The organism is Neobacillus kokaensis (assembly GCF_014656545.1).
Classification (GTDB): Bacteria; Bacillota; Bacilli; order Bacillales; family Cytobacillaceae; genus Neobacillus; species Neobacillus kokaensis.
Map to the genome: position 1 here is coordinate 187309 of NZ_BNDS01000006.1, position 15440 is coordinate 202748.

General features: G+C 38.8%; 15 protein-coding genes, 2 tRNA genes and 1 other annotated feature. Of the genes, 12 read left to right on the plus strand and 5 right to left on the minus strand.

Annotated features, from left to right (window positions below):
* Nucleotides 1–51 precede the first annotated feature (51 nt).
* Nucleotides 52–834, plus strand: a complete 783-nt coding sequence (locus IE222_RS09415; RefSeq protein ID WP_191272069.1) for a hypothetical protein — start codon at nucleotides 52–54, stop codon at nucleotides 832–834.
* A gap of 65 nt (nucleotides 835–899) precedes the next feature.
* Complete coding sequence (gene dapF, locus IE222_RS09420; protein ID WP_191272071.1) at nucleotides 900–1883, plus strand: diaminopimelate epimerase; 984 nt, start codon at nucleotides 900–902, stop codon at nucleotides 1881–1883.
* 10 nt (nucleotides 1884–1893) lie between these two features.
* On the opposite strand, the gene IE222_RS09425 is transcribed toward dapF, so the two are convergent.
* The gene (locus tag IE222_RS09425; protein WP_191272073.1) at nucleotides 1894–3738 is read right to left on the minus strand and encodes a DNA ligase D; all 1845 of its coding nucleotides are present in this window, start codon (nucleotides 3736–3738) and stop codon (nucleotides 1894–1896) included.
* Between the two features lie 126 nt (nucleotides 3739–3864).
* On the opposite strand from IE222_RS09425, the gene ku reads away from it, so the two are divergent.
* Both ku and IE222_RS09435 read left to right on the plus strand, forming a co-directional pair.
* A complete protein-coding gene (gene ku / locus IE222_RS09430) occupies nucleotides 3865–4725 on the plus strand; it encodes a non-homologous end joining protein Ku (protein ID WP_191272074.1) in 861 nt (286 codons plus the stop codon).
* Between the two features lie 199 nt (nucleotides 4726–4924).
* Entirely contained in the window at nucleotides 4925–5125 is a 201-nt protein-coding gene (locus IE222_RS09435) for a cold-shock protein (protein WP_191272076.1), read from the plus strand.
* Between the two features lie 57 nt (nucleotides 5126–5182).
* On the opposite strand, the gene IE222_RS09440 is transcribed toward IE222_RS09435, so the two are convergent.
* The 4 genes from IE222_RS09440 to bcbE form a co-directional block, all read right to left on the minus strand.
* On the minus strand, nucleotides 5183–5476 hold the full coding sequence (locus IE222_RS09440) for a DUF6509 family protein (RefSeq protein ID WP_191272078.1): 294 nt from the start codon (nucleotides 5474–5476) through the stop codon (nucleotides 5183–5185).
* 125 nt (nucleotides 5477–5601) lie between these two features.
* A tRNA-Ser gene (locus IE222_RS09445) sits at nucleotides 5602–5693 on the minus strand.
* Nucleotides 5694–5700: 7 nt separating this feature from the next.
* Nucleotides 5701–5774, minus strand: a tRNA-Gly gene (locus IE222_RS09450).
* A gap of 115 nt (nucleotides 5775–5889) precedes the next feature.
* On the minus strand, nucleotides 5890–7164 hold the full coding sequence (gene bcbE / locus IE222_RS09455; RefSeq protein ID WP_191272186.1) for a bacillibactin exporter BcbE: 1275 nt from the start codon (nucleotides 7162–7164) through the stop codon (nucleotides 5890–5892).
* Nucleotides 7165–7343: 179 nt separating this feature from the next.
* Nucleotides 7344–7598 (plus strand) — a binding site (T-box leader).
* An 86-nt stretch (nucleotides 7599–7684) separates the two neighbouring features.
* Between bcbE and trpE the strand changes: the two genes are divergently transcribed.
* The 8 genes from trpE (at nucleotide 7685) to mnmH (ending at nucleotide 15350) form a co-directional block, all read left to right on the plus strand.
* On the plus strand, nucleotides 7685–9076 hold the full coding sequence (trpE, locus tag IE222_RS09460) for an anthranilate synthase component I (protein ID WP_191272080.1): 1392 nt from the start codon (nucleotides 7685–7687) through the stop codon (nucleotides 9074–9076).
* Complete coding sequence (locus tag IE222_RS09465; RefSeq protein WP_191272082.1) at nucleotides 9073–9684, plus strand: anthranilate synthase component II; 612 nt, start codon at nucleotides 9073–9075, stop codon at nucleotides 9682–9684. Before trpE ends, IE222_RS09465 begins: the two co-directional genes overlap by 4 nt.
* Nucleotides 9656–10681 (plus strand): anthranilate phosphoribosyltransferase, encoded by a 1026-nt coding sequence (trpD, locus tag IE222_RS09470; RefSeq protein WP_191272084.1) that lies wholly within the window; start codon nucleotides 9656–9658, stop codon nucleotides 10679–10681. The genes IE222_RS09465 and trpD overlap by 29 nt, the downstream gene beginning before the upstream one ends.
* A gap of 1 nt (nucleotide 10682) precedes the next feature.
* Nucleotides 10683–11474, plus strand: coding sequence for an indole-3-glycerol phosphate synthase TrpC (gene trpC, locus IE222_RS09475; protein WP_191272086.1), 792 nt, complete (start codon nucleotides 10683–10685; stop codon nucleotides 11472–11474).
* Nucleotides 11471–12097, plus strand: a complete 627-nt coding sequence (locus IE222_RS09480; RefSeq protein ID WP_191272088.1) for a phosphoribosylanthranilate isomerase — start codon at nucleotides 11471–11473, stop codon at nucleotides 12095–12097. Before trpC ends, IE222_RS09480 begins: the two co-directional genes overlap by 4 nt.
* Entirely contained in the window at nucleotides 12094–13296 is a 1203-nt protein-coding gene (gene trpB, locus IE222_RS09485; RefSeq protein ID WP_191272090.1) for a tryptophan synthase subunit beta, read from the plus strand. The genes IE222_RS09480 and trpB overlap by 4 nt, the downstream gene beginning before the upstream one ends.
* A complete protein-coding gene (gene trpA, locus IE222_RS09490; RefSeq protein ID WP_191272092.1) occupies nucleotides 13296–14081 on the plus strand; it encodes a tryptophan synthase subunit alpha in 786 nt (261 codons plus the stop codon). Before trpB ends, trpA begins: the two co-directional genes overlap by 1 nt.
* Before the next feature lie 207 nt (nucleotides 14082–14288).
* Nucleotides 14289–15350 carry a tRNA 2-selenouridine(34) synthase MnmH gene (gene mnmH, locus IE222_RS09495; protein WP_191272094.1) on the plus strand — a complete coding sequence of 354 codons (1062 nt, stop codon included), beginning with the start codon at nucleotides 14289–14291 and terminating at the stop codon, nucleotides 15348–15350.
* The last annotated feature ends 90 nt before the right edge of the window (nucleotides 15351–15440 follow it).

The window sequence follows — 15440 nt, forward strand, 5'->3', positions numbered from 1 at the left end:
ATCCTATTTTAAATAAACTAGTAAAAGAGGATTTAATAAGGAGTTTTCCAAATGAAAATAAATGACTATTACCGAGATGCAGCACATTTGAATTTAAATAGCAGTATTGCAGCTTTATTTCTGATTTCTATACTAGTTGCAGTAAATCTATCATTTTTTCAAAACGAAATAATCTTTACGTTAACAATTCCATTTTTTCTATACAGCTTTTTTTGTTTTCAACTTTATCTTTTACGTAAAAGGCAGGCGATGACGATAAATAGAAATATGGGAGCACGGTGGATCAAAGAAAAAGAGCAGTCATTTTTCTCAGCAAGCCATTTACTAGTGCTGTACGATCAAACACAAGGTCCCAGCCTGCATTTTTATTATCCTGATGGACATTTAGCGGGAAACATTAAGAAATATCATCCCAAAGGGGTTCGTAAGTTAAATTTAACAAAATTTTATATTCTATATAACTCTAATAATAAAGCAATAGCCTGTTTTAGGGTAAAGGGGAAAAAAATAGAAGTTTTCGACAAGGAGAGAATTTATTTAGGATGCTTAAAGAAAACGAAGCTTAAATGGCTGAAATGTACGAGGGAATTATTTGATTCTAAGGGGAATTGTATCGGCAGTGTTGTGGGTTCCAGCATCTTTATGGATGAAAAATTAGTGGATCAGGAAAATATGCAAGTCCTCCGGCTTCGTAGAGGCTGGATGCCAGTGGAATGGAGCCTGTTATTTCCGGAACCCAATACGCCGGTTCTATCTTTTAGCGGAAAATTATCAGTGCAGGATAAGCTTCTTAGAATGTCGTTTTTAATTAATGAATATTTCATGGAGAGGTAGAAGTTCCCCTAAGCAAAATTGTTTGGTATGATATTTGTATATTTTTTTTGCGGGGGTTTTTATAAATGGAAATAAATATCATCAAAGGCCATGGTTCTGGTAATGATTTTCTGTTAATTGATGAAATAACAAATGCTTATTCATTTTCTGAAACGGAGCGGGTAGAAATTGCTAAGCTGCTATGTGACAGGGACACAAATCTTGGTGCTGACGGAATTCTGTTTGTGTTAAAGAGTGACCGGGCAGATGGCAGGATGCGGGTCTTTAATGCGGATGGTTCAGAAGCCTCGATGTGCGGTAATGGACTGCGGCTCGTTGCCCGTTATCTTTGTGAATTGATTGAGAAAAATGAAGCGGTCGTAGAAACAATGAAGGCAGACTTAAAGGTAAGCAAGCAAGCGGAACTTATCTCAGAAGTCCATACGTATCAAGTTGAAATTTCTCCTGTCATGTTCGACTTAAAGGCTTTGCCGTTAAAACTTAATAAACCAACATTATACAATGAAAAAATTCAGGAGCTCTCAGATGAATTAAGGTTTACCGCACTAGCCGTACCTAACCCGCATTTAATCACAATTGTTGATGTCGAGACACTAAGAAGCGATATACAAAAGCTGTTAAGTGAGAAAGTGAATGGCCCAAATGAACTATTTCCAGATGGTGTCAATGTAAGCTTTGTCAAACAGCTTGAAAAAGGATCCATTTATGTAAGGACGTTTGAGCGCGGAGTTGGATTTACAAATGCATGTGGAACCGCAATGTCAGCCTCATCTTTAGTAACCTGTATGCAAGGTCTAAATGACTTTGAAGCAGTGATTGATGTATATAATAATGGCGGTAAGGTTCAGTGTGTCGTTCATCAACTTGAGAGGGATTACAAAATAGATTTAATCGGCAATGCCACCTACTTATACAATGCGGAAGTTAGTGTTAATTTAGCCAAAGGCACCTTTGAATTAACAGCCAAAACGGAATTAACTGAGCAAAACGCATATGAAAAACTTCAGGCAGAGGTTCAGCAATATTTAAATACTAAAATGAAAGGATAAGGCGGCCCCCTTATCCTTTTTTTACGCTGCTTTGTTTTAATACATCAAGAACTGGAGCAAACGGCTGAATGTCTTTTGTTTGAAAATAATTTCTAAAGGGGTCTCCCTTGTTCTTCAGGCGAATTAAAGCATTTTGCAACGTGAAGGTTTTTGGATCAAGTGCTAAGTCAACTTCATCCCAATACAGCGGTGTAGCAGCCCCGCCATGTTCATTTCCTCTTAGGGAATAAGGGGAAATAATCGTTTTACCCTCCCCATGCTGAACATAATCAACATACAGTCTATTGCCGCGCTTTTTCTTCATTCTTTCTATTGTAAAGGAATCCGGATCTTTTGATATCAAATACTCAGCGATAAAACTGGTAAACAGCCTTGTGTCATCGTAAGTAAATTTACCTTCTGCAAGCGGCAGGTAAATCTGTAAGCCCTTATTGCCGGAGGTTTTGATGAAGCCGATTAAATTAAGCTGGTCAAGCACCTCTTTAATCAATAAAGCGGCTTTAACCGCTAAATGGAAATCCTCTTTTGATGGCGGATCCAAATCGAAAACAATTTCACTAGGTCCATTGCTGTTAATCGTTTGAAATGGTACATGAAATTCAATTGCCAGCTGATTCCCCAACCAGATAAGTGTTTTTAGATTATTACAAAGTATATAATTAATTTCATCAGCTTTATGTGTTTCCACAAAGTCCGGGGCATACTCAGGGCAGTTTTTTTGATAAAAGGCTTCACCGAACATACCGTGCGGATAACGGATGACTGTTAAGAGGCGATTTTTTAAAAATGGCAGCAAATAGGGAGACACTTCCCGTAAATAAAGGATATAATCTCCTTTCTGAATATCCAGCTTGTCCCATAGCGGTTTTTCTGGGTGTGTAATTTCTAATTCTTCGGTTACATTTTTTTGTCCAAAGATAAATGTATTAAAGGTACAGTCATGAGGCTGCATATCAAACCGGAAGCGGTTAAAATGCGGCTCACGCAGCTGATTATCATATAGTTCTAAGTATTTAATCTCAAGGCATATGGCTGGCTCAACATAAATAAATTGAGAATCCTCCTGTACCATGTTTTGTTTAATAATCTGCCCGAGTGCCTGTTTTTCTTCTGGTTTAAAGCCGAACAGGACTTGACCAATATTATGAGTTTGACTATCCTTATAAACGGAAACAAAGAAATATCCATTAGTCTTATCGAAGGAAGTAACAAAGCAATTTACGTATTTCCAATTCTTAAATTTTAACCACTGTATGGAACGTTTTCCTTCCTCCCATAAACTTTGCTCATTCTTCGCTACAATACCTTCTCCATCAAAAAGGACGACTTTTTCCCATATTTCATTAAAATTATTGTAAGCTGTTACTGGCTGAAGCAACTGTTCATTTGCTGGGTCTGCATCTGTTTCCAAAGCCAGGGACTGGAATAATTGCAACAGTTTTTCTTTTCTTTTTTTAAAGGGAAGAGAGTAAAGTGATTTCCCCGCTAATTGTAGAAGATCGAAAACCATTAAACGGCACGGGGCATTTTCGGCCTGTTCCAGAATTTTTTTTACAGCCTTTAATCGCCCTCGTACTTGAAGTGCAGAAAAACTCGCCTTATACGGGTTCTCCAATGACACTAGTTCTCCGTCGAATCTTAGTGGCAAAAATGGTTTGAATGCTGTTTCATAGGTCAATAAAAATTCCTTTATTTCTGGAAACTGCGGTAATAACGTTTTACCATTACGGCTTGTTAATTTAATCCCACTTGAATCCCAATCCAATATGGCTCTAAAGCCATCATATTTAACCTCGTAAAGCCAGCCGGGACGTACAGGTTTGTCAAAGGTAAGAGTAGGCAGCATAGGTTTCATTGAAATTTCCCCTTTTTTAGTTTATTTTGCGTACGAAGCAGACATTTCATCCTTTTCCATAAGTTTTTGCGCATGCCATGAACCAAGAATCACACACTATTACTAAAAAGAATGGAGAAATTGTTTATGCATACTATGTGGAAGGGCAGTATCAGCTTTGGTCTTGTCAATATCCCAATTAAGCTTCATACGGCAACAGAGGATAAGGATATCAAGCTTAGAACGCTGCATAACAAATGTCATGCCCCAATAAAATATGATAAGGTTTGTTCAGTTTGCGAAGAAGAAGTAAAGCCTGAGGAGATCGTCAAGGCTTATGAATATACAAAAGGTAAATTTGTTGTTCTGGATCATGAAGAACTTGAAAAGTTAAGAAAAGAAAATGAGGAGAAGGCAGTTGAAATTATCGATTTTGTAAAGATCGAGGAAATAGACCCAATCTATTTCGATCGGAGCTATTATATGTCCCCAAATGAAGGCGGCAGTAAAGCTTATTCATTATTACGAAAGGCGTTGGAGGAAACTGAAAAGGTGGGCCTTGCTAAAATAGTTATCCGGTCAAAAGAGCAGATGGCCGTAATTAGGGTTTACGAAAATACATTGGTAATGGAAACCATTCATTATCCAGATGAAGTTCGAAGAGCAGGCGATGTACCCAACGTTCCAGCGGAGGATAAAGTAACTAAAAAGGAACTCGATACCGCTATTTTGTTGATTGATCAGTTAACAACTGAGTTTGAACCTGAAAAATACACCGATGAATATCGGACGGCGTTGTTGGAATTAATTGAATCTAAACGAAAAGGGAAAGAAACGGTTTCAGCGCAAACATTGGAGCCTGCTGCTTCGAATGTGACCGATTTAATGGCAGCACTGCAGGCTTCAATTGACCGGACAAAACCAAAGACGGCAGCATCAGCACCAGCACCAAAGAAAGCCGTGGCACCAAGAAAAAAGCCGGCTGCAAAAGTAAAGAAAGAAGCATAAGGAATTTGAAAATGGCTTGACGAATCCCCAAATGCGTTATATAATGTAATTACGCTTTAAGTTCGTTAAATATTTTTGGATGAGTAGTCGTAACTGCACGGTCAATGTGGGTGATGTCTATTGCCCAGCGTGTAATTACGGCTTTTTTATTTAAATGTAAGATAAACTTTAAAGTGAACAATATGTTGGGGGTAATTCCATGAAAAACGGTAAAGTAAAATGGTTTAATGCAGAAAAAGGTTTTGGATTCATTGAGGCTGAAGGCGGTCAAGACGTATTCGTTCACTTCTCTGCAATTCAATCAGAAGGTTTCAAAACATTAGAAGAAGGTCAATCAGTTTCTTTCGAAATCGTTGAAGGTGCTCGTGGACCACAAGCTGCTAACGTAAAAGCAGTTTAATCTTTGATAAAATGTTTTTAGTAAGGGGCTCCCTCTAGGAGCCCCTTTATTTTATTTTTAATCTTCCAAATGCTCTTTACAAAACTTTATCACGATTTCTTCCTCATCATCCTCAAGGACAAAATCGAAAACTTCATCGTTTCCTTTTTCAAAAAAATGATAGTTGGCAATTTTAAACTCATTTTGATTAACAACAAAAAGTACCCTCAAACCGACGCCTTTTTCAGAATAAAGTTCATCCTCTTCATCTATATCAAGATCGAGAAAAAATTCATATCGCTCTCCGGAAAGCAGGCCGAAGGGATCTTCTAATTTTTCTACTGTGTAGCCAGTGATGTTCAAGTAAATCATCCTTTACGTTATAATGGTTTCCAAATTATTATACACTTATTTGGTTGTTCAAATAATTATTGAATAAATGTTTCTAATAAGATGAAAAAACGCCAGAAAACTCTGACGCTGCATTTTTATGTATGTGGCGGAGAAGGTGAGATTCGAACTCACGCGACAGTTGCCCGCCCTAACGCATTTCGAGTGCGCCCCCTTATAACCACTTGGGTACTTCTCCGATTGGATGGAGCGGGTGAGGGGAATCGAACCCCCGCCGTCAGCTTGGGAAGCTGAAATTCTACCATTAAACCACACCCGCATTGACTGAATTAAGTCAATAAATATTATAGCATAAAAATTATTTTTTCGGTAGAAAAAATGGGTAAAAATAAAAAAACTGAGTAAATTCACGACGATACTCAGTTTTCTTATATTTACCCTTTAGTTTCCGGCTTTATCGCTAGTAAAGCAATTATTGCAGCCAAAAGACTAAGGGTGCTCATGATGATGAAAATCCAATGATTTGAGTATTTCATTAACAAAGCGATAATTGGTGGACCAGCTGCTACACCGATAAATCGCATGGAAGTATAAAAGGATGTAATGGTACCACGTTCTTGCTTTTCCACCCCATCAGTAATAAGGGAGTCAAGACATGGCAGACCAATCCCAATCCCTACACCGCTTATTAAGAACATCCCAATCATATACCATAATTTAATGGAGAACCATAAAGCTGCAATGGATAGTGCAGCCGCGAGAATACCGCCAAAGGTTAACCATTTCATTAAAACCTTATTTTTCTTAATGATTTTGCCACTAATGAATGAGGATAAGCAAAGCGCCCCAAGCGGCAAAGCTAAAAAGAATCCTTTCTTTATATCCTTAATTCCATATTGCGTTTCAAAAACCTCTGATAGGTAAAATAAAATACCGAAAAGGACGAGCATCAAGATTCCGCCAATAAAAAAAATTGCGTACAGCCAGCGCCCTTTTTCTTTAAAGGTTTTTTTAATCCCAATAAAAAAATTCTTAAAAGGGATTGGCTTTTGAGAACTTTTAGGGGACTTCACAAGAAAAATCATCATTAATACAGATATGACACAAAAAACGGGAAATGCTAAAAATGGTAAAAACCAGATAAACCCTGCAAGAAAGGCTCCAAAAATAGGACTTAAAACTTTGCCAAAGGTATTGGATGTTTCGATAAGCCCTAAGCAGGTACTTACATCATCTTCATTTTTAAACATATCACCCACAAGAGGGAGTACAATCGGGAATGCCCCAGCTGCCCCAACCCCTTGAAGCGCTCGGCCAGCTAAAATAACCCAGTAGGCATTATTAAGGTTCCATGCAGCCCAACCTGAAATTAGACCGCCAATTCCAGCAATAATGAGACTTGGGATAATCACCTTTTTCCTGCCGATATGATCAGATAAATACCCAGCTAAAGGAATTAATAAAATAGCCACAATCGAATAAACAGTAATGATCATACTTGACTGAAACGCCGATATCGATAATTTTTTTTCCATGGACGGCAGTACAGGTATTAACATCGAGTTTCCCAATGTCATGACTAAGGGAATAGAGGATAATGAAAGAATTGCCCACTTCTGGTTTGAAATCTCGCCGGAGCCATTTTTGCGGGCCTTGGATTTCTTCTTTTTTGCCGCCCGCAGGTTCCATAATTGCTCAATATAATCCATTTGTCTTCCTATCCCGCCTTCTAAATGTTGTATCAATTATTATTTGCTTAAGTGTAAAAAAAAACTGTGGTAGAAAAATCCTATTGGGAATCCTAAATTGAATGTTCATTTAGAATTTTCTTAAAAAGGACTTGACATAGTGAAGAGAATTTAATAAGATAAATATCAATTAAATGATTGTTTTGGCGTTGATGAAGAGGAGTAGCTTTTACAAATTCTAAAGAGAGCTGATGGTTGGTGCGAATCAGTGAAAATGTATTGGTGAATGGACTTCTGAGCCTCCAAACCGAACGATTTTTTGAATTTAGTAGGCTTTGGCGAAAATCTCATCGTTATATGAGACAGGTATTAAAAGCTTTTGGCTTTGATACCGGTAGAGTGAGCTGATTTTAGCTAATGAAGGTGGCACCACGGATCTAAGATTCGTCCTCCAGAAACATAACAACTGTTATGTTTCTGGAGGACGAATTTTTTTTTTAGTCCGATTAAGCGTTGTTTTTTAGTTGAGAGGAGCAGAGAAATGAAAATCAAAACAGATTTCTTGGTCAGAGAGATTAGCGGAGATGTCCTTACACCGATTTCAATTTTGCAAAAGATTAGTGGGGACAAGAAATTTTTATTGGAAAGCTCAAATAAATTTAATCACTCAGGGCGCTATTCCTTTATCGGAGCCGATCCTTCTTTTGAGCTGATATCCTATGGTGATGAAAATACAGTCATTAAGCGTAGCGGTGAAAAGAATAAGATAAAAGGAAATCCATTGGATGTGTTAAACGATCTGCTTCCTTCAAGTTTACAGGACAATCTTCCATTCCCGTTCATTGGCGGGGCAGTTGGTTATGTTGGTTATGACATCATCAGACAGTACGAGAAGATTGGCGAGGGGTACCCAAATGGTTTGGAGATGCCCGATGTTCATTTAATGTTTTATGAGGAAGCAATTGTTTATGATCACCTGGAAGAAAAGGTTTATATTTGCGGAATCCCTTTAACCAAAGAAAGCTCTGACGCGGTGGAACAGAGAATGGCCATAAGGGAAGCGGAACTGAAAAAAAATTATGATTTTGATGAAGAAGAAACCTTTTCCTTTGCGGGATTTGATTCCGAAACAACAAGGGAAGCATTTATCAAAAATGTGGAGACTGCCAAAGAGCATATACTCGCTGGGGATATTTTTCAAGTAGTGCTGTCAAGAAGGATGAAATCGAAATTTAATGGTTCCCCATTGACATTATACCGAAAACACCGGTCGCATAATCCAACCCCTTATATGTTTTATATTGAGTTTGATGGTTATACCGCAATTGGTTCATCACCGGAAAGCTTAATTAAAACGAAAGGAAGTACGGTAACTGCCAACCCAATTGCCGGGACGAGAAAAAGGGGAAAAACGAGCGCTGAGGATACAGAACTAGCAATGGATTTGCTGCATGATGAAAAAGAGCTTGCTGAGCATAAAATGCTTGTTGACCTCGGCAGGAACGATCTTGGAAAGGTATGTGAGTTTGGTTCAGTTCAGGTTGATAAGTATATGGCCGTTGAAAAGTTCCGCCACGTAATGCATCTTGTATCTGAGATCAGCGGTTCACTTCGTTCCGATAAAACGGCCCTTGATGCCCTTGCAGCTTGTCTTCCTGCAGGCACTGTTTCAGGCGCACCTAAGGTTCGGGCTATGGAAATTATAAATGATTTAGAAAGATCTAAGCGTGGTTTATATTCAGGTGCAATAGGTTATGTTTCGGCAAATGGAAATATTGATTTTGCCCTTGCAATAAGGACAATGATTTTGAAAGATGGCAATGCATATATTCAAGCTGGCGCAGGAATAGTGTATGACTCTAATCCTGAATTAGAATATGAAGAAACAGCTAATAAATTAAAATCATTTCTGGAGGGGAGGGAAGCAAAATGATTTTACTCATCGACAATTTTGATTCCTTTACCTTTAACTTATATCAATATTTAGGTGAAATTGGTGAAGAGGTGGCAGTCTATCGCAACAATCAATTAAGTATGGATGAGATCAAACAGTTGAACCCCGATGCAATTATTTTATCGCCGGGGCCTGGCAGACCTGAGGATGCAGGAATTTGCATGGAGATAATTCAAACCTTCTACCGAGAAATTCCAATCTTAGGTATTTGTTTAGGGCATCAAGCGATTGGAGCTGCCTTCGGAGGTAAAATCAGAACGGCTCGCTCAATCAAACATGGAAAAACATCGTTGATCAGTCATAACAGCAGCGGCATATTTGCTTACCTTGCGTCCCCTTTAGAAGTAATGCGCTATCATTCATTATCAATTGATCATGACAGCCTTCCGGAAGATCTGGAATGTGTAGCACACTCGATGGATGATAACGAAATTATGGCCATTAAGCATTCGTACTATCCTATTTACGGGCTTCAGTTCCATCCGGAATCAATTGGCACCCCGACAGGAATGCAAATTTTGAAGAACTTTTTAGCAGAGATAGAAAGGATGAGAAGAGATGAAGAGTTATTTACTCCAATTAGCTGAGCGTAGATCTTTTTCAGAAAATGAAATGAAGGAAGCCGTAGATTCTATTTTAGGTGAAGAGGTTTCCGAATCAGAAATTGCAGCCTTTTTAATGGGGTTGAAATCAAAAGGCGAAACAGTAGATGAAATTGTAGGTATTGTTAAAGCTTTACAGGGGAATACGCTGAAATTTAAAAGGAAGTTTCCGAATGTTCTTGATAATTGCGGCACAGGCGGCGATGGTTCCTCGAGCTTTAATGTTAGCACAACATCAGCTTTTGTTCTTGCGGGTGCAGGTATTCAAGTCGCTAAGCATGGAAATAGGAGTATCTCCAGTAAAACAGGAAGTGCCGATGTACTGGAATATTTAGGAGTGAATTTAAACTTAAGTCCCGAGGCAATTGAGGAAATAATTGATGAAATCGGAATTGCCTTTTTATTTGCCCCTCATGTACATCCAAAATTAAAAAAGGTGACAACGGTCAGAAGGGCGCTTAAAATTCCCACCATTTTTAACTTTATCGGTCCGCTGACGAATCCGGTCGAACTTGATTACCAGCTGCTTGGTGTATACCGACGTGATTTATTAACCGTATTCGCAGAGGTACTTAAGCAGCTTGGAAGAAAGAGAGCGATAGTTATAAACGGGGCTGGTTATATGGATGAGGCCTCGTTACAAGGGGAAAACCATCTTGCTATTTTAGAAAACGGAGTCATTACGTATAAAACATTTTCTCCTGAAGATGTTCGACTGCAGCAATATGATAACAGTGCAATTAAAGGCGGCGATGCTAAAGAAAACGCCGAAATTTTAATGGATGTTTTAAGAGGGAAAAAAGGGGCATATCGTGACACAGTATTATTGAATGCCGGCATTGGTATATACACAGCGGCTAAAGTGGATTCGATTGAGGCTGGAATAAAAAAAGCAGAAGAAATTATTGATTCAGGAGCAGCTTATGAAAAATTAACTGCTTTAATTGAGAAATCTAAAGGCATGCAAAGAGAGGCAATATAAAATGGGTACAATTTTAGATCAAATTATTGAACAAAAGAGGAAAGAGGTAAAACTCCTTCGAGAGAATAGAAATGTAATTCCAGAACCCCATTTTAAAAAAAGGTCTTTAATTGAAAAACTAGAAAAAGCAGATGAAATTGCCATTATTGCTGAATTCAAAAGGGCTTCACCATCTAAAGGTACCATTAATAATTCCGTGAAACCCGCTGAACAAGCTGCTATTTATGAAAAAAATGGAGCGAGTGCCATATCTGTCTTAACGGACCAAACTTTTTTCAAAGGATCTTTTTCCGATTTAATAGCGGTTCGGGAGGCTGTCGAGCTCCCGATACTTTGTAAAGATTTTATCATTGACCCTCTTCAAATTGATCAAGCAAGTGGCTGCGGGGCTGATTTGGTGCTTTTAATCGTTGCTGCGTTAAATGAAGAAGAACTGCAAGCTTTATATCAATATGCTAAAAACAATGGTTTAGAAGTTTTAATGGAGGTTCACAATCAAGCTGAGTTGGAAATAGCGCTTAGAACTGGTGCGAAACTAATAGGTGTTAATAACCGGGATTTAAAAACCTTTCATGTTTCATTAGAAGTAACTGAAAAATTAGCAGCGATGGTAAAAAGTTCTGGTGCTTTTTTAATTAGTGAAAGCGGCCTACACCATATACAGGATGTTGAACGGGTCAGGAATTCCGGGGCGAATGGAATTTTGGTCGGTGAAGCTTTTATGAAAAGTTCAAGCCTTGGGAAAACCCTTAATGAGTTCCAGCTGCCATTAGTTAAAGGTGCAAAACAATGAAAGTAAAAATCTGTGGAATTACGGATGTGACAACTGGGATTCAAGCAGCCGAGTATGGAGCGGATGCCATTGGTTTTGTTTTTGCTGAAAGTAAACGAAAGGTCTCGGAGGAGAGAGCGAGAGAAATCGCCTCCCACATTCCTTCAGAAGTTTATAAGGTTGGAGTATTTGTCAATGAAACGCTTCCAGAGATTGAGAGAATCGCTTCAATTGTTGGTCTTACGCATATTCAATTGCACGGAGATGAGACGGCTGAATTTTGTCAATCACTTTCCTATCCTGTAATAAAAGCTGTAAGTTTTCAAGGGAATGAACAGCTAGCAAGCATTGGGACCTATCCAGCAGATTATATTTTGCTGGATAGTCCTAAAGGAGAATACCGCGGCGGGAATGGTAAAGTGTTTGACTGGCATCAAGTTGATAAAAATCTGCTAAACAATAAAAAAGTCATTCTTGCCGGCGGGCTGCATGAAGAGAATGTGGAAAGTGCCATTGAAATCATCAAGCCATTAATGATCGATGTTAGCTCTGGTGTAGAAACAAATGGAGTAAAAGATCTAAATAAAATTAAAGCATTCATAGAGAAGGCAAAAGGAATCGCAATAGGAGGAGAAATTAAATGACCGCTTATACACTCCCTAACGATACAGGCCACTTTGGCAAATTTGGAGGAAGATTTGTACCAGAAACACTAATGAAGGCCATAACAGAATTAACTGATGCATACGAAGCGGCGAAACTGGATCCGGAATTTACCTCGGAAATCGAGCGTCTTTCGAAAGAATATGTCGGCAGAGAAACGCCATTATATTTTGCTGAAAACCTGACGAAATACGCCGGCGGTGCCAATATTTATTTAAAGCGGGAAGATTTAAACCATACTGGCGCCCATAAAATTAATAATGCGATTGGCCAGGCATTGCTGGCACTTCGTATGGGCAAGAGAAAAATTGTAGCAGAAACCGGTGCTGGGCAGCATGGTGTTGCCACCGCAACTGTTTGTGCATTGCTAAATTTAGATTGCATCATTTTTATGGGGGAAGAAGACATCAAAAGACAGGCGCTAAATGTCTTTCGAATGGAATTATTAGGGGCCAAAGTCGTTAGTGTTACCTCCGGAAGCGCGACCTTAAAAGATGCCGTAAATGAAGCTTTAAGATACTGGGTAGCGAATGTCGAAGATACTCATTATTTACTTGGTTCCGTATCTGGTCCGCACCCGTTCCCAATGATCGTCCGAGATTTTCAAAGTGTAATCGGCAAGGAAACAAAGGAACAATTTTTAGAGAGAAACGAATCACTCCCAGATGCCGTCGTAGCATGTATAGGCGGCGGCAGCAATGCGATGGGGATGTTTTATCCTTTTATCGAGGAGGAAGAAGTTGAGCTTTATGGTGTGGAAGCTGCCGGCCAAGGAGTTGATACACCTTTTCATGCAGCGTCCTTAACAAAAGGAAAACCGGGAGTCCTTCACGGGGCATTAATGTTTGTATTGCAAAATGAGGATGGTCAGATACAAGAAGCACATTCAATTTCTGCAGGTCTTGATTATCCTGGAGTAGGTCCAGAACACAGCTATTTAAAAGAAATCGAACGGGCTCATTATCATTCTATTACTGACAAAGAGGCGCTTGATGCGTTTCAGCTATTAACAAAGCTTGAAGGAATCATTCCCGCTCTTGAAAGTTCTCATGCAGTTGCATTTGCAGTTAAACTGGCAGCAGAGTTAGGACCTTCAAAGAATATTGTGGTATGCCTGTCAGGCCGGGGAGATAAGGATGTTGATGCTGTAAGAGCAAGACTAAGAGGGGGAAATAACTGATGAACCGTATCGAAAAAACCTTTCAATTATTAAACAATAATGGTTCAAAGGCATTCGTACCATATATTATGGCAGGAGATGGCGGCTTAGACTCCTTAGTTGAAAGACTGCAGCTGCTTGAGAAATTCGGAGCCTCTGCGATTGAAGTGGGTGTTCCATTTTCTGATCCGGTGGCTGATGGGCCAACAATCCAGCAAGCGGGAATCAGGGCATTAAACAATGGTACGACACTTAAGGGAATAGTGGCTAAACTCGCTGAAGCAAGGGAGTCCATCAATATTCCAATTATTCTTATGACCTACCTTAATCCTATCTATGCATATGGTATAGCAAGCTTTGTACACGATATTCAAAATGCTGGGGTTGATGGATGTATTATTCCGGATATGCCATTGGAAGAAGAGGATATCATTGCACCTAAGCTCGAAGCAGCAGGAATAGAATTAATTCGACTTGTAACACTGACAACGCCAATTGAGCGTATTAAACAGATTGCTACCAAAGGAAACGGATTTTTATATACCGTCACGGTTAAAGGAATAACTGGTGTAAGAAATGAATTTGACGGTGATATACATGCTTATTTACAAGCGGTAAAAGAGGTTAGTCCAATCCCTGTATTAGCAGGCTTTGGGATTTCAAATCAAGAGCAAATGCTAGATCTTACAAAAAACTGTGATGGCGTTGTAGTCGGCAGCCGGATTGTAGATTTATTTGCAAAAAATAATTTGGCAGAAATGGAGCAGTTGATGTCCATTTTTAAACAAAAATCCAATATAGTATAATGTATAGTAGTCTGTTCCTTTAAAGGGGCAGACCTATTTTTATGAAACCAAATCAAGGATGGAAATCTCGTCTTCTTGATAGCTTCCTGAAACTCCTATATAATTATATATATATTCTTAGAAAACTTTTTCTGCAAACCATTTTAAACTTCCGGATAGGAAGTTTTGTTTGTTTTGAACTGAAAAAATAGTAGGAGCGTTTTTTTTATGAAAGATATTACAGTTGAAGAACTTTTTAACCTTAAGGACCCAATGATTATTGATATACGCTCACCAATTGAGTTTAAAGATGGAGCGATACCAGGAGCAATAAATATCCCCTTATTTTCAAATGAGGAACGCCAAGAGGTAGGGACCATCTATAAGCATGAAGGACAGGCTGCAGCCAAATGGCGTGCAATGGAGCTTGTGTCACCGAAAATCCCCAGCATGCTGCAAAAAATTAAATCCTATAGTGAAAACCGGGAGGTAGTGATCCATTGTTGGCGAGGCGGGATGCGCAGTAAATCTGTAGTGACCTTTTTAGAATTTGCCGGCATATATGCTTGGCGCTTGGTCGGCGGATATAAAGCTTATCGTCACTATATATTGGAAATGATTCCAACAATGATTCCTGATAAAGCAGTTGTTTTACACGGACTGACGGGTGTGGGAAAAACTGAAGTATTAAAGATTCTAAAGAGAAGAGGTTTCCCAATTTTAGATTTAGAGGAAATGGCCGGACACAGGGGATCCATCTTTGGAACGGTTGGTCTTGGTGAAGGGAACAATCAAAAAACATTTGATTCGCTTTTATTTAAAGGGCTTCAAGAAATTCAGGATGCTGATTATTTTCTTGTTGAAGCTGAAAGCAAACGAATTGGCAAAGCTGTTCAGCCGGAAAAATTAATGGATGTAAAATTCAAAGGAGTTAATCTATATATTCAAACACCGCTTAAACAAAGGGTAAAGCATTTAGTATCTGAATATGTTCTTCCATACGAGCAGGAACCATGGTATCATGAAAAAATTTCTATTAGTATGGAACGGGTTTTAAAACGGATAAAGGATACCGATATTAAAAATCAGCTGTTAGAGGCACTCAAAGAACGGAATTATCAAGCGATGATTCCAATATTACTTGAATATTATTATGACCCTAGGTATGACCACGCAAGATTAGAATATGAAAAGGAATTTATTGATATTTTGGCCGAGCATTTTAACGATGCCGCTGATCAAATAACAGCTATATTAGAAGAGCTTTCTTTTCAGCCAGTTTTGGTGTGAGGAAAAAGGGTATTACACATCTAGAGAATAGATGTGTTTTTTTTATTTTGGAAAATTTTTTGTGACCATTTAAGACACACTAATCAAGAA